Source organism: Nocardia sp. NPDC056611 (assembly GCF_042792755.1).
Taxonomy (GTDB): domain Bacteria; phylum Actinomycetota; class Actinomycetes; order Mycobacteriales; family Mycobacteriaceae; genus Nocardia.
The window spans coordinates 117,450-131,655 of record NZ_JBHTVV010000007.1 but is presented as its reverse complement, the minus strand read 5'-3'; the positions used below and the strand labels follow the sequence as shown (position 1 = coordinate 131,655).

The 14,206-nt window shown below is 69.2% G+C and carries 13 protein-coding genes and 1 tRNA gene; 11 read left to right on the top strand and 3 right to left on the bottom strand.

Annotated features, from left to right (window positions below):
• The first annotated feature begins 43 nt into the window (after positions 1 to 43).
• The 4 genes from ACFRAQ_RS30980 to ACFRAQ_RS30965 all read left to right on the top strand — a co-directional run bounded on the left by ACFRAQ_RS30980 (position 44) and on the right by ACFRAQ_RS30965 (position 2,844).
• Positions 44 to 286, top strand: a complete 243-nt coding sequence (locus ACFRAQ_RS30980; RefSeq protein WP_019931522.1) for an MbtH family protein — start codon at positions 44 to 46, stop codon at positions 284 to 286.
• 165 nt (positions 287 to 451) lie between these two features.
• A tRNA-Thr gene (locus ACFRAQ_RS30975) sits at positions 452 to 523 on the top strand.
• Positions 524 to 646: 123 nt separating this feature from the next.
• Positions 647 to 1,384, top strand: a complete 738-nt coding sequence (locus tag ACFRAQ_RS30970) for a response regulator transcription factor (protein ID WP_357282717.1) — start codon at positions 647 to 649, stop codon at positions 1,382 to 1,384.
• The gene (locus tag ACFRAQ_RS30965) at positions 1,381 to 2,844 is read left to right on the top strand and encodes a sensor histidine kinase (protein WP_379105928.1); all 1,464 of its coding nucleotides are present in this window, start codon (positions 1,381 to 1,383) and stop codon (positions 2,842 to 2,844) included. The genes ACFRAQ_RS30970 and ACFRAQ_RS30965 overlap by 4 nt, the downstream gene beginning before the upstream one ends.
• 124 nt (positions 2,845 to 2,968) lie before the next feature.
• Here the strand turns inward: ACFRAQ_RS30965 and ACFRAQ_RS30960 are convergent, their stop codons facing one another.
• Positions 2,969 to 3,394 carry an HIT family protein gene (locus ACFRAQ_RS30960; RefSeq protein ID WP_379105926.1) on the bottom strand — a complete coding sequence of 142 codons (426 nt, stop codon included), beginning with the start codon at positions 3,392 to 3,394 and terminating at the stop codon, positions 2,969 to 2,971.
• A 157-nt stretch (positions 3,395 to 3,551) separates the two neighbouring features.
• Here ACFRAQ_RS30960 and purD point away from each other — a divergent pair, with 157 nt between their 5' ends.
• Positions 3,552 to 4,835 (top strand): phosphoribosylamine--glycine ligase, encoded by a 1,284-nt coding sequence (gene purD, locus ACFRAQ_RS30955; RefSeq protein WP_379105924.1) that lies wholly within the window; start codon positions 3,552 to 3,554, stop codon positions 4,833 to 4,835.
• Between the two features lie 124 nt (positions 4,836 to 4,959).
• Here the strand turns inward: purD and ACFRAQ_RS30950 are convergent, their stop codons facing one another.
• Positions 4,960 to 6,123, bottom strand: coding sequence for a M23 family metallopeptidase (locus ACFRAQ_RS30950; protein WP_379105922.1), 1,164 nt, complete (start codon positions 6,121 to 6,123; stop codon positions 4,960 to 4,962).
• A 194-nt stretch (positions 6,124 to 6,317) separates the two neighbouring features.
• Here ACFRAQ_RS30950 and ACFRAQ_RS30945 point away from each other — a divergent pair, with 194 nt between their 5' ends.
• From ACFRAQ_RS30945 to ACFRAQ_RS30925, 5 genes are all read left to right on the top strand, one after another.
• Positions 6,318 to 7,475, top strand: coding sequence for a pyridoxal phosphate-dependent aminotransferase (locus ACFRAQ_RS30945; RefSeq protein WP_379105920.1), 1,158 nt, complete (start codon positions 6,318 to 6,320; stop codon positions 7,473 to 7,475).
• A 69-nt stretch (positions 7,476 to 7,544) separates the two neighbouring features.
• Positions 7,545 to 8,150, top strand: a complete 606-nt coding sequence (locus ACFRAQ_RS30940; protein WP_357089689.1) for a TetR family transcriptional regulator — start codon at positions 7,545 to 7,547, stop codon at positions 8,148 to 8,150.
• Positions 8,151 to 8,182: 32 nt separating this feature from the next.
• Positions 8,183 to 9,604 (top strand): adenylosuccinate lyase, encoded by a 1,422-nt coding sequence (purB, locus tag ACFRAQ_RS30935; RefSeq protein WP_379105918.1) that lies wholly within the window; start codon positions 8,183 to 8,185, stop codon positions 9,602 to 9,604.
• 230 nt (positions 9,605 to 9,834) lie between these two features.
• A complete protein-coding gene (locus tag ACFRAQ_RS30930) occupies positions 9,835 to 10,272 on the top strand; it encodes an HIT family protein (protein WP_379105915.1) in 438 nt (145 codons plus the stop codon).
• A gap of 128 nt (positions 10,273 to 10,400) precedes the next feature.
• The gene (locus tag ACFRAQ_RS30925; RefSeq protein WP_379105913.1) at positions 10,401 to 11,360 is read left to right on the top strand and encodes an alpha/beta hydrolase; all 960 of its coding nucleotides are present in this window, start codon (positions 10,401 to 10,403) and stop codon (positions 11,358 to 11,360) included.
• 65 nt (positions 11,361 to 11,425) lie between these two features.
• Here ACFRAQ_RS30925 and ACFRAQ_RS30920 read toward each other — a convergent pair whose 3' ends face one another.
• Positions 11,426 to 11,641 (bottom strand): DUF397 domain-containing protein, encoded by a 216-nt coding sequence (locus ACFRAQ_RS30920; protein WP_379105911.1) that lies wholly within the window; start codon positions 11,639 to 11,641, stop codon positions 11,426 to 11,428.
• Between the two features lie 368 nt (positions 11,642 to 12,009).
• Between ACFRAQ_RS30920 and ACFRAQ_RS30915 the strand changes: the two genes are divergently transcribed.
• A complete protein-coding gene (locus ACFRAQ_RS30915) occupies positions 12,010 to 14,190 on the top strand; it encodes a S9 family peptidase (protein ID WP_379105909.1) in 2,181 nt (726 codons plus the stop codon).
• Positions 14,191 to 14,206: the final 16 nt, after the last annotated feature.

The following is a 14,206-nucleotide window of genomic DNA, read 5'->3' as shown; positions in this document are numbered from 1 at the left end:
CGTCTACGTACCCGTACACAGCGCCAGTATCCAGTGAGGTGAAATGAGCACCAATCCCTTCGATGACGAAGACGGCCGGTTCTTCGTCCTGGTCAACGATGAGGAACAGCACTCCCTCTGGCCGGCCTTCGCCGAGGTTCCGGCGGGTTGGCGAGTCGTGTTCGGCGAGGACTCCCGCGCCGCATGCGTCGAGTACGTCGAGAAGAACTGGACCGACATGCGGCCCAAGAGCCTGCGTGACGCCATGGCGGCCGACGACGCGGCTCGTCAGGCGGCCCAGTCCTGACACTCAGCGGTTAGTCCGATACTGCGCGAACGACTTCCGAACGCGGCCGTCGATGCCACGAGCGTCGACAGGCCGCGTCCCGGTGTTCGCGGTCAGCATCGTTCCGACCGGGAAGCCGGCTTTTCCGCGCAGCCGGCCACCCCGGTTATGATGGCTCCGCTTTCCGCCTCCTTAGCTCAGTGGTAGAGCACCGCTCTTGTAAAGCGAAGGTCGTCAGTTCAATCCTGACAGGGGGCTCGTGAACGAACGTCGGTCGAGACATCGACCGGCGTTCGTCGTATCCGGGGGTCCCGGCGCGTTCGCAGGAAACTCCCAGGGAAGGACCAGCGTTCTCGCGGGCGCGGCGCAGAATATGAGGCCATGACAGGTGTGCCTGCGCAAGGACGCGAACCCGAGGCCAGAGTGCTCGTCGTCGACGACGAGCCGATGATCGTCGAGTTGCTGTCCGTGAGCCTGCGGTATCAGGGCTTCGAGGTCGCCAGCGCCGCCAGCGGGACCGAAGGGCTGGACCGGGCCAAGACCTTCCGGCCCGACGCCATGATCATCGACGTGATGATGCCCGGCATGGACGGATTCGGGCTGCTGCGGCGGCTGCGGGCCGACGGGATCGACGCGCCCGTGCTGTTCCTGACCGCCCGCGACGACGTGGACGACAAGATCACCGGGCTGACACTCGGAGCCGACGACTACGTCACCAAACCGTTCAGCCTCGAGGAAGTGGTGGCCCGGCTGCGGGTGATCCTGCGCCGCGCCGGACGGTCCGCGCCGGAGACCAAGTCGTCGCGGCTGCGGTTCGCCGATATCGAGCTCGACGACGACACGCATGAGGTGTGGAAGGCGGGCGAACCGGTCGCCCTGTCGCCCACCGAGTTCACGCTGCTGCGGTACTTCCTGGTCAACGCGGGCACCGTGCTCAGCAAACCGCGGATCCTGGACCACGTGTGGCGCTACGACTTCGGCGGCGAGGTCGGCGTGGTCGAGACCTACGTGTCGTACCTGCGCAAGAAGGTCGACACCGGGCCCGATCGGCTCATCCACACGCTGCGCGGGGTCGGATACGTGATGCGGGAGCCGCGCGGTCGCACGGCGGCACAGTGAACGCGGCCGAGGCGGCTCGCGGACTGCGCGGCACGATCGCCGACCGGCTCGCCGCGGTGCCGCTGCGCACCACCCTGGTGCTGGCGCTGGTGTCGCTGGTCGGGTTCGGGCTGCTGGTCTCGGGGATCGCGGTCACCTCGCTCATGCGGAACGTGCTGGTCGAGCGCATCGACCGGCAGCTGTCCGACGCCGCCCACAGCTGGGCCGCGCCCGGCGCGCAACGACCCGAACCGCTGCCCACCGTGCGCGGGCGGGAACGGCCACCACACCTGTACTGGGTGCAGGTGCGTGACGCGGCCGGGCAGTCGACCCTGACCCTGACCGCCGGGGTGCAGGAACCGGACGTGCCCGCCGACCTGGGCAGCAAGCCGCGCACAGTCGGCTCCATCGGGGCCTCGGGTGAGGAATGGCGGGTGCTGCGGACCGTCAACGATCAGGGCACCAGCACCATCGCGCTGCGCATGGACGAGACGAACTCGCTGCTGGACAAGCTGATCGTGCTGCAACTGGTGATCGGCGCGCTGGTGCTGGCGGCGCTGGCCGCGGTGGCGCGCATGGTGATCCGGCGCAGTCTGCGGCCGTTGCGGGAAGTCGAGGGCACGGCCGCCGCCATCGCGGGCGGTGACCTGCATCGGCGAGTTCCGGTGCGCGGCACCGATACCGAGGTCGATCACCTCTCGCAGTCCCTGAACACCATGCTGACCCAGATCCAGCAGGCCTTCGCCGCCACCGAGGCGTCGGAGGAGGCGGCCCGGCGTTCCGAGGCCAAGATGCGGCAGTTCGTCGCCGACGCCAGCCACGAACTGCGCACCCCGCTCACCACCATCAAAGGCTTCTCCGAGCTGTACCGGCAGGGCGCGATCACCGAGCCCGACCTGCTCATGGACCGCATCGAACGCGAATCCAACCGGATGGGGCTGCTGGTCGAGGACCTGCTCATGCTGGCCCGGCTGGACGCGCAGCGGCCCGTCGAACGGCGGTCGGTGGATCTGCTCATGCTGGCCAGCGATGCCGTGCACGGGGCCCGCGCCCTGGCGGCGGCGCAGCATCCGGAAGGACCGGAACGCAAGATCGATCTCGAAATCCGGCCCGGCCCCGGCACTCTGGAGATCCTCGGCGACGAGACGCGGCTGCGGCAGGTGCTCGCCAACCTGATCAACAACGCGCTGGTGCACACGCCGCCGGACGCGGAGGTGGCCGTGCGGCTCACACCCGCCGCGAGCGAGGTGCTGATCGAGGTGGCCGACACCGGGCCGGGATTGGCAGCCGAACAGGCCGAGCGGGTGTTCGAACGGTTCTATCGCACCGATGTGTCGCGCAGCCGGGTCAGTGGCGGGACGGGGCTGGGACTGTCGATCGTGCAGGCGCTGGTCGCGGCGCACGGGGGAGCGGTGTCGGTGACGAGCGTGCCGGGGGAGGGCACGACGTTCACCGTGCGGCTGCCGCGCGCGGAGTCGTGAACCGGGCTGCGAGTTGTCAGCCCTGCGGAGGAGCCGAAGGCTGGCGGGCGGTGAGCCGCGGGCAGTGGCTTCACGCGGCGTGGCTAACCGGCGGGTGCGCGCTGTGGGCGCGCACCCGGTCGGGTCACTCCGGGACGTTCGCGCCGTAGCCGAGGTCGCGCAGGGCCTGCTTGATCCTGGTCTGGGCCTCGTCCAGGGATTCGGCGCTGGGCTTCGGGTCGGCGCCGGAGATGTCGAAGTTGCCCATCGAGAAGGCCGGGAACACGTGCACGTGCAGGTGCGGCACCTCGAGGCCGGCGATGAGCAGGCCCGCACGCGGGGCGTCCCACGCGGTGCGCACGGCCTGGCCGATCTTCTGGGCGACACCGGTCAGCCGGGCCATGGTGCCCGGATCGACGTCCTGCCACTGGTCGATCTCCTTGCGCGGCACCACCAGGGTGTGCCCCTGCGTCACCGGGGCGATCGTGAGGAAGCCGACGAATTCGTCGTCCTCCCAGACGAATCGGCCGGGCAGCTGACCGTCGATGATTGCGGAGAAAACAGAAGCCATGAGCTGAGTCTATTGGCCCCTCCGCTCCGCTACGGGGCCGGTTCGGGGCGCTGGAGGTCTCGTTCGGAACCAGACGCGCCCCGGACACCGGGCCGGGCCTCGAACGCATGCCGGACCGCCACCCGGCTCGAAACCCCAGCCCTCTAAGCTGTTCGCCGTGCGCGTACTCGTCATCGGTTCCGGAGCCCGTGAACATGCCCTCGTCCTGGCACTGCGCAAGGACCCGGCGGTGACCGCGGTCTACGCGGCGCCCGGCAATGCCGGCATCGCCCAGCATGCCGAGGTGCGGGCCGTCGACGCCTCCTCCGGCGACGAGGTGGTGGCGCTGGCGCAGGAGCTGGCCGCCGACCTCGTGGTGGTCGGGCCCGAGGTGCCGCTGGTGCTCGGCGTGGCCGACGCGGTGCGCGCGGCCGGGATCCCGGTGTTCGGCCCGTCGGCCGCCGCCGCGCGGATCGAAGGTTCGAAGGCGTTCGCCAAGGACGTGATGAACGCGGCCGGAGTGCGGACCGCGCACAGCGAGATCGTGGATCACCCGGGCGAATTGGACGCCGCGCTGGACCGTTTCGGCCCGACCTGGGTGGTCAAGGACGACGGGCTGGCCGCGGGCAAGGGCGTCGTGGTGACCCCGGACCGGTCGGTCGCCCGCGAGCACGGGGCCGAACTGCTCGAGCAGGGCCACCCGGTGCTGCTGGAGTCGTTCCTCGACGGCCCCGAGGTGTCGCTGTTCTGCCTGGTCGACGGCGAGACCGTGGTGCCGCTGCTGCCCGCCCAGGACCACAAGCGGGTCGGCGACGGCGACACCGGCCCCAACACCGGCGGCATGGGCGCCTACACGCCGCTGCCGTGGCTGCCCGAGGCGACCCTGCAGGCCATCGTCGGCGACGTGGTCAAGCCCGTCGCCGCCGAGATGGTGAAGCGCGGAGTGCCGTTCAGCGGCCTGCTCTACGCCGGCCTCGCCATCGGCCAGAACGGCCCGGCCGTGGTCGAATTCAACTGCCGCTTCGGCGATCCCGAGACCCAGGCCGTGCTCGCCATGCTGGACAGCCCCCTCGGCGAACTCCTGCACGCCACCGCCACCGGCACCCTCGACCAGGTCGCCGCACCGCGCTGGAAGGACGGCGCGGCCGTCACCGTGGTGCTGGCCGCCGAGAACTACCCGGCCCGCCCGCGCAGCGGCGACGTCATCACCGGCGCCGAATCCACCGGCACCGGAGTCGAATCCGAAGTGCTGCACGCCGGCACCGCGCAGCGTGAGGACGGTGCGCTGGTCTCCGCCGGCGGCCGCGTGCTCGCCATCGTCGGCCAGGGCGCCGACCTGGTCGAGGCCCGCAAGAACGCCTACGATCGCCTCGCCGGCATCAAGCTGCCGGGCGGCCACTTCCGCACCGATATCGCGCTGGCCGCCACCGAGGGCCGCATCACGGTGCCGGCCGCGAACTGAATCCCGCTCGCCGCGGCCGACCCCGATGCCGCGACCGACGAAAGATCGCCCGCCCGAACCTGGTTCGGGCGGGCGATCTCGTATTCGGCCGGGGCCCAGCCATATTCCGCGCCCCCGGCCCGGATCAGCCGAGGACGATGCCGCGTTGGGCGAGCCAGGCCTGGGGGTCGACGTGCTGGCCGTTGATGACGATCTCGAAATGCAGGTGGGGGCCGGTGGAGTCGCCGCGGTTGCCGATGCGGGCGATCTGCATGCCCGCCGGGACGCGTTCGCCGACGGAGACCGAGAAGTCGTACATGTGGCCGTAGACCGAGATGGCGCCGTCGTCGTGGCGGATGCGCACCCAGAGGCCGAAGCCCTGGGCCGGGCCCGCGTCGATGACCGTGCCCGCGGCGACCGCGTAGATCGGTGAACCCAGCGGGGCGGCGATGTCGATGCCCGCGTGGAAAGTGCCCCAGCGCGCGCCGAATCCGGAGGTGAACAGGCCCTTCGCGGGCAACGCGAAACCGCCGACACCCGGGAGCACGAATCCTGGCGGCAGCGTCGCGTCGGGAGACGGGGTCAGCCACGGCTGCGGCTGCCCGGCCACGGCGGCTGCCGCCTCGGCCTTGGCGCGTTCCAGCGTTGCCGCCGCGGCAGCCGAGACCACGGCCTGCTCACGCAGGTGTTCACCGTTGTTGATGGCGTCCAGATACCGCTTCGACGATTCCCGCGTGGCCTGGATCTGCAGCGGATACCGCACCGGAATGCGCACCGCCGCACCGGGACTCACCGCGGCGTCGGTGGGGATCAACCCGAGCGCCCCATCCGCGCTCGCGAACACGAGTACCGCCGTCATCCCGCCGATCAGCACCCGATGCTGAATACTCCACGCCCGCACCACAGGCCACTGCCGCCGCGCCTCCGCCCGCCCCCGCCGCACCCATGCGACGGCTTCGGCCCACGAGCGCGGCCGCCGTGACCACGATTCGACGGCTCGCGCCCGCACGATCGGCGCGTTCGCCCGCAGATAGGCGATCACCCGCCCGACGAGCTGGACCACCCACAGCCCGGCTCGCTGCGAAGCCGCTCGGATCCGCGACGGTCTTTCGACGTTCGGCAGTGAGCGCAGCCCGGGTGTGTAGGTCTCGGTGGCCCGGCGCTGACGACGCAGATCGGTGTCCGCGTTCTGCCGCTCGCCGTCTTCGTCGGTGCCGGGTCGAAGGTCGGAGGGGGCCTCGGTGTCCGGCCGCGGCGCATCCGGGGTGGCTTCGGCGGACGAGTCTCCGCGTCGGAGCCTCCGGAGCATCGCGGTCCCGGCTCGTCGCGGTCGACGGCCGTCGTGCGGCGTGGAGGCGTCCGGGGCGGGGGAGGCGGGTGGGTGTGGGTCGGTGGCCCGGGTGTTCCCGGCGGTTGCTGGTCCCCCCTGCACAGCGGCCTCCTCAGGCATTCGCACGACCGTTCCCGGACAGTCGGGGGAGCGGGTGCTCTACCGTCTGTCGGGTGCGTATCGAATCTCGCCGGTCGACCATTCCACCTTTTTACGTGATGGACGTCTGGAAAGCAGCAGCTGAACGGGCTCGGACCCACGGCGACGTGCTGGTGCTGGCCGCGGGGCAGCCTTCCACGCCCGCTCCGGCGGCGGTTTTGCGGGCCACCAAACAGGCCATGGATTCCGAATTGCTGGGTTATACCGAGACATTCGGGGTTCTGGCGTTGCGGGAGGCCATCGCCGCGCACCATCGGAGCACCTACGGGGTGCGGGTGGAGGCGGACGATGTCGTGGTCACGACCGGGTCGTCCGGCGCGTTCACGCTGCTGTTCCTGGCCGCGTTCGACGCCGGGGACACCGTGGTGGTGGCGCGGCCCGGGTATCCGGCCTACCGGAACACGCTGACCGCGCTGGGCTGTGACGTGGTGGAGCTGGACTGCGGTCCGGAGACGCGGTTCCAGCCGACCGTGGCCATGCTGGAGGCGCTGCCCGAACCGCCCGCGGGGTTGATCGTGGCCAGCCCGGCCAATCCGACCGGCACCATGATCGCGCCGGAGGAGCTGGCGGCGCTGGCCCGCTGGTGCGACGAGCACGGGACGCTGCTCATCTCGGACGAGATCTATCACGGCATCGTCTACGACGACACCGAACCGACCTCGTCCGCGTGGGAGACCTCGCGTGAGTCCGTCGTGATCGGCTCGGTGTCGAAGTACTTCTCCATGACGGGGTGGCGGCTGGGCTGGATGCTGGTGCCGCAGTCGCTGCGTCCGGCGCTGCAACGGCTCGCCTCGAACATGACCGTGTGCCCTCCAGCTATTTCTCAGTTTGCGGCGGTGCACGCGTTCGGTCCGGAAGCCAAAGCCGAACTGGACGGTCATGTGAAACGCTATGCGGCAAATCGCCAGCTGCTGCTGTCGGGCCTGCCGAAGCTCGGAATCACCGACCTCGCCCCCGCCGACGGCGCGTTCTACGTTTACGCGGATATCGCTCACCTGACCGATGATTCGATGCGCTGGTGCACCGAGGTACTCGACGCGACCGGCGTGGCACTCGCCCCCGGCATCGACTTCGACACCCGCCACGGCCATCACACCGTTCGCTTCTCGTTCGCCGGAGCCGCCGCCGACATCGAAGCGGCACTGGACCGGTTGGAACGGTATTTGGCCTGATCTGCCAAGAGGATTGAGCGCGGTGGGCAAAATGAACACAGCGCCGCTGATGACTGGCACGATTGCACCGTGACCACTGCGACGACTCCGAAAGGCGAACGGCGTCGCCATGCACTGGTTTGTGCCGCCGCCGAGCTACTGCTCGAGGGTGGCTTCGAGGCGGTCCGGCACCGCTCGGTGGCGACCCGGGCGGATCTGCCGCTCGCGTCCACCACCTACTACTTCGAATCGCTGGAGGATCTGATCGCGCGGGCGGTCGAATTCTCCGGCACCGCCGAACTCGAGGCCATGCGCCGCCGGGTCGGCGAGGTGACGCACCGCCGCCGCGGCGCGGAGGCGACGGTCGAACTGGTGCTGGACCTGTTGGTGGGCCCCGAGATTCAGGACGAGGACGCACGCGGCCAGTTGATCGCCCGCTACGAACGCTCGGTCGCCTCGGCCCGCCACCCCGAACTACGAGAGGTCCAGCTGCGACTACGCGCCCAGCTGGACGAACTGCTGACCGATGTCCTGCGTCGGTCCGACCGGGTGGTCCGCCCGGAACAGACCCGCCGTCTGGTGGCGGTAGTCGATGGGGCGGTGGTGACCGCGCTCGGTGAGTTCGACCCCCAACCCCGCCGCATGGCACGCGGGGCGCTCTTGGAGATCATCGACATCGTCGCCCCACCGGCTTAACCCGCAGCACACAGCCGGTAAACTGGCACAACGTGAGTCTTGTGCCGAACGTCCTCGCCACCCGTTACGCCAGCCCCGAGCTGGTTCACCTCTGGTCGCCCGAGAACAAGATCGTGCTCGAGCGGCGGCTGTGGCTCGAGGTTCTCCGGGCGCAGGCCGAGCTGGGGATCGATGTTCCGGCCGGTGTCGTCGAGGACTACGAGCGGGTCATCGATCAGGTCGATCTGAAGTCCATCGCAGAGCGCGAGCGGGTCACCCGCCACGACGTGAAGGCGCGGATCGAGGAGTTCAACGCGCTCGCCGGGCACGAGCACGTGCACAAGGGCATGACCTCCCGCGACCTCACCGAGAATGTGGAGCAGCTGCAGATCCGGCTGTCGCTGCAGCACGTGTACGGCCACGGCGTGGCCATCGCGGCGCGGCTGGCCGAGCGCGCGGCGCAGTACCAGACCCTGGTGATGGCGGGACGCTCGCACAACGTGGCCGCGCAGGCCACCACCCTCGGCAAGCGATTCGCTTCCGCCGCAGACGAATTGCTCATCGCGCTGACCCGGCTGCGGGAGCTCGTCGACCGCTACCCGTTGCGTGGCATCAAGGGCCCGATGGGTACCGCCCAGGACATGCTGGACCTGCTCGGCGGCGACGCGGCCAAGCTGGCGCAGCTGGAGCAGAAGGTGTCCAAGCACCTGGGCTTCGCGAACGTCTTCACCAGCGTCGGCCAGATCTACCCGCGCTCGCTGGACCACGACGTGATCTCCGCGCTGGTGCAGGTGGGCGCGGGCCCGTCCTCGTTCGCGCACACCATTCGGCTGATGGCGGGCCACGAGCTGGTCACCGAGGGCTTCCAGCCCGGCCAGGTCGGTTCCTCGGCCATGCCGCACAAGATGAACACCCGCTCCTGCGAGCGCGTCAACGGGCTGCAGGTGGTGCTGCGCGGCTACGGCTCGATGGCCGCCGAGCTGGCGGGCGCGCAGTGGAACGAGGGCGACGTGTTCTGCTCGGTGGTGCGCCGCGTCGCGCTGCCGGACGCCTTCTTCGCCATCGACGGCATGATGGAGACCTTCCTGACCGTGCTGGCCGAGTTCGGCGCCTACCCGGCCGTGGTGGACCGCGAGCTCAACCGCTACCTGCCGTTCCTGGCCACCACCCGCATCCTGATGGCGGCGGTGCGCGCGGGCGTGGGCCGCGAGACCGCGCACGAGGTCATCAAGGAGCACGCGGTGGCGGTGGCGCTGGCCATGCGTGAGCAGGGCCGCGAGCCCGATCTGCTGGACCGTCTGGCCGCCGACGATCGGATGCCGCTGGACCGGGCCGCCCTGGACGCGGCGCTGGCCGACCGGTCCGCCTTCATCGGCGCGGCCGAGGCGCAGACCGTCGAGGTGATCGCCCAGGTGCAGAAGCTGGTGGACGCCGACCCGGAGGCGGCCCGCTACACTCCGTCGCCGATCCTGTAGGGGTACAACGACTCTCGGATCTCGCCCCCGGCTCCTGAACGGAGCCGGGGGCGAACGAGTATGTGGCGAGTGTTGCGGGATCGGTTCGCCCGGCAGTCGATGGAGCCGCGGTGGCGGCCGGGCGGGGTGCGGTGTGGGATCGGTTCGCCCGGCGGTCGATGGAGCCGCGGTGGTGGACGGGAGTCGCGGTGGCGGATGGGCAGCGGGTGGCGCGAGCCTAAGCTGCGGGCATGAATCCTTACACGATCTTCGCCGATATCGTTGCCGGTCGGGCCCCGTCCTCGACGGTGTACGAGGACGAGGATTGCCTGGCGTTCATGGACATTCGGCCGGTGACGCCGGGGCATGTGCTGGTGATTCCCAAGGTGCCGGCGCGGAGTCTGGCGGAGCTGGATCCCGCGATGGGCGGCAAGCTGTTTCAGGTGGGGCAGCGGATCGCGGCGGGTCTGCGGGAGTCCGAGGTGGGCTGCGACGGCGTGAACTTCTTTCTGGCCGACGGGGTGACGGCGGGGCAGGAGGTGTTCCATGTGCATCTGCACGTGATTCCGCGCACTCCGGGGGATGGTTTCGGGTTGCGGGCGCGCCCGACTTCCCCGGCGCGTGCGGACCTCGATTATCTGGCGGGATCTATCAAGGGGGCATTGGCCCGAATTGCCCTGAATTCATAGCTGCCGTGCATTACCATATCCGAACCGTCTGGTTTGCCAAGGACACGCCGTAACCGCATTCCCCGGCGTCACGCGAGTTTCTCGAGTTACGTTGGATTGCGATTGTGGTGGGCTGATGGAGGTGGGGAATGCGCAGAAGAGCCGTTGCCGCAGCTGTTTTGGCAATTGCCGCAGGGTTGCTTTATCCGGCGGCCGCGCCACCGACCATCGCCCGCGCCGCCGAGGTGGTCCGGGTCGACCAGTTGAGCCCCACCCGTTCGGCGCTGTTCATCGACTCCGTGGCAATGGGCCGCACGATCCAGGTGCAGGTGCTGCATCCGGTCGGCGGCGGCGAGCGTCCCACCTACTACCTCCTCGACGGTCTCGATCCCGGCGCCGTCCAGAGCACCTGGACCAATGCCACCGACGCGGAGCCGTTCTTCCAGGGCAAGAACGTGAACGTGGTGCTGCCGATGGGCGGCCAGGCCAGCTACTACACCGACTGGGTGTCCGACGATCCGCGCTTCGGCCGCTACCGGTGGGAAACCTTTCTGACACAGGAACTTCCGCCGATCATCGACGGGTATTTCGCCGGTAACGGCGTGAATGCCATCGGCGGCCTGTCCATGGGCGGGATCGCGGCGTTCGTGCTGGCGGTGCGCCATCCGGAGATGTACCGGGCGGTGGCGGGCTACAGCGCCTGCCCGGACACCACCATCGCGCAGGGCGCCATGATGTTCTCGGTGGCCAATCGCGGCGGGAATCCGCTGAACATGTGGGGCGTGCCGGGCGGTCCGGCCTGGGCCGACCACAATCCGGCGGTGCTGACCGAGGCGTTGCGCGGCAAGACCATCTTCCTGTCCACCGGCACCGGCCTGCCCGGTCCGCACGAGCTGGAGATCAAGCCGCAGTTGCCGGAGAACATCTTCTTCGGCGGTCCCATCGAATTCGGGGTGGACGCCTGCGTCACCGCGTTCGAACAGCGGTTGCGTTCGTCGAACATTCCGGCGCGGGTGGAACATTCACCGGTGGGCACGCATTCGTGGTCGTACTGGCAGGACACGCTGCACAATTCCTGGCCGACCATCAGCGGGGCGATAGGGGCCTGAACAGGGTCGCCGGCCGGGCTCGAACGGCGTTGAGCCCGGCTCGCTTCGAGCCGGGCTCGGTCGAATCAGGCTCCGGGCCGGTTGAATTCGCCGTCCTTGGCACCGGCGACGAAGGCCTCCCACTCGCCGGGAGTGAAGACCAGCACCGGGCCGTCCGGATTCCGGGAATCCCGTAATCCGATGTTTCCACTGGCCAGGAAGGCGATTTCGACGCCGTCGGCGCTGTCGTCCCCGCGCCGCCACACCGCGTCGGCTTCGATCACGCGGTTCTTCGCTTCCACTATCGCCTCCCCTGTGCGCAGACCAGCAGGACTGGTCGGTGATGTAGATCGCACTCATCATGCCAGTGTTTGTGAAGGGTTCGGATCGGATATTCCATCTTCTGTCAGCGGAAGGAGGTATGTGGTGCGCACGCCATGGTCCCCGCAACGCGCAGCCCCGGTCTCCGACAGCTGTGCGGTGGTTCCCGAGCGGTTCTCGGTGGAATTGGCCCACAGCATCCTGCGGATCCACCGAAGTTGCCCCACCGATCAATGCGCTCGCCGGAAGGCGGCCGTTTTCTACCTGTACGAGCAGCGTCTGACGGCCCTGCCGAGGCAGCGCCGCGCCCGTTGACCCCCACCGCGGGGTTCCCCACTAAGTTGGTCCCATGGCTTTGGACAGTGGGAGCACGACGTCAGTCAGCGGCGCGGTGGTGGCGCCGATCGCCAAGCGGGTGCCGACGGAGCGCGTGCACCACGGGGACGTCGTCGTCGAAGAGTACGAGTGGCTGCGGGACAAGGAGAATCCCGAGGTCATCGCGTATCTGGAGGCGGAGAACGCCTACACCGAGGCGCAGACCGCGAAGCTGGGCCCGCTCCGGGCGAAGATCTTCGAGGAGATCAAGGGGCGGACCCAGGAGACCGACCTGTCGCTGCCCACCCGCATGGGCGACTACTGGTACTACTCGCGCACCTTCGAGGGCAAGCAGCACGGTGTGCACTGCCGCTGCCCGATCGCCGACCCGGACGACTGGACCCCGCCCAAGCTGGAGGCCGACGTCGAGATCCCGGGCGAGGAGATCGTGCTCGACTCCAACGAGCTGGCCGAGGGCCACGACTTCTTCGCGCTCGGCGCGTACTCGCTGAGCCACGCCGGTGACATGCTCGCCTACTCGGCCGACACGCTCGGCAACGAGCGGTACACGCTGCGCATCAAGAACCTGCGCACCGGTGAACTGCTGGCCGACGAGATCCCGAACATCGCGCCCGGCGCGACCTGGTCGCTGGACGGCACCCACGTCTTCTATCAGACCCTCGACGACTCCTGGCGGCCCGGCAGCGTGTGGCGGCACCGGCTGGGCGCCGAGCAGTCCGCGGACGTCCGGGTCTTCCACGAGCCGGACGAGAGCTTCTGGGTCAGCATCGGCGCCACCCGCTCGGAGCAGTTCCTGGTCATCATGACCGGTTCCAAGATCACCACCGAGAATTGGATCCTGGAGGCGGACAACCCCGAGGGCGAGTTCCGGGTACTCATCCCGCGCCGGGAGGGCGTGGAGTACTCGGCCGAGCACGCCGTCATCGGCGGCGAGGACAAGCTGCTCATCCTGCACAACGATGTGGTGGACGGCGTGAAGGCCGTCAACTTCGTGCTGGCCGAGGCCCCGCTGGCCGAGCCCGCCGCCATGAAGATCCTGATCCCGCACCGCGACGACGTACGGCTCGAGGACATCGACGCCTTCGCCGACAAGCTGGTGCTGAGCTACCGCCGCGAGGCGCTGCCCCGGGTCGCGGTGTGGCCGCTGACCGCCGACGGCTACGGCGAGCTGAAGGACATCGACTTCGACCTGGCCCTGTTCTCGGCCGGGCTGAGCGCGAACCCGGAGTGGGAGCAGCCCATGCTGCGCATCGGGCTCACCTCCTTCATCACCCCGACCCAGGTGTTCGACTACGTGCCCGAGACCGGTGAACTGCTGCTGCGCAAGGAGCAGGTGGTGCTCGGCGGCTACGACGCCGACGAGTATGTGCAGCAACGGGATTGGGCGGTGGCCGCGGACGGCACCCGGGTGCCGATCTCGCTGGTGATGCGCCGTGAGACCGCGGCCGCGATGGGCGGGGACGCGGTGGCGGAGCCGAAGCCGTTGCTGCTCTACGGGTACGGCTCCTACGAGGCCGCCATCGACCCGTACTTCTCGGTGGCGCGGCTGTCGCTGCTGGACCGCGGCATGGTGTTCGCGGTGGCGCACGTGCGCGGCGGCGGTGAGATGGGCCGGCTCTGGTACGAGCACGGCAAGACCCTCACCAAGAAGAACACCTTCACCGACTTCGTCTCCGTCGCACGGCATCTGGTGGATTCCGGGGTGACCGCGCCGGACCGCATGGTGGCCGACGGCGGCAGCGCGGGCGGCCTGCTCATGGGCGCGGTGGCGAACCTCGCCCCGGAACTGTTCGCGGGCATCCTGTCCAACGTGCCGTTCGTGGACCCGCTGACCTCCATCCTCGATCCCTCCCTGCCGCTCACCGTCACCGAGTGGGACGAGTGGGGAAACCCGTTGGAGGACAAGGAAGTCTACGAGTACATGAAGTCCTACTCGCCGTACGAGAACGTCACGGCCCAGGACTACCCGGCGATCCTCGCCATCACCGGCCTCAACGACACCCGCGTGCTCTACGTCGAGCCCGCCAAGTGGGTGGCAAAACTTCGCGCCACCAAGACCGGCGACTCGCAGCTGCTGCTCAAGACCGAGATGAGCGCCGGCCACGGCGGTGTGAGCGGCCGCTACGAGAAGTGGAAGGAAGTCGCCTTCGAGTTCGCGTGGGTGCTCGACACCGCCGGGGCGGCGGACAACTAGCCACACTCGACGGCGG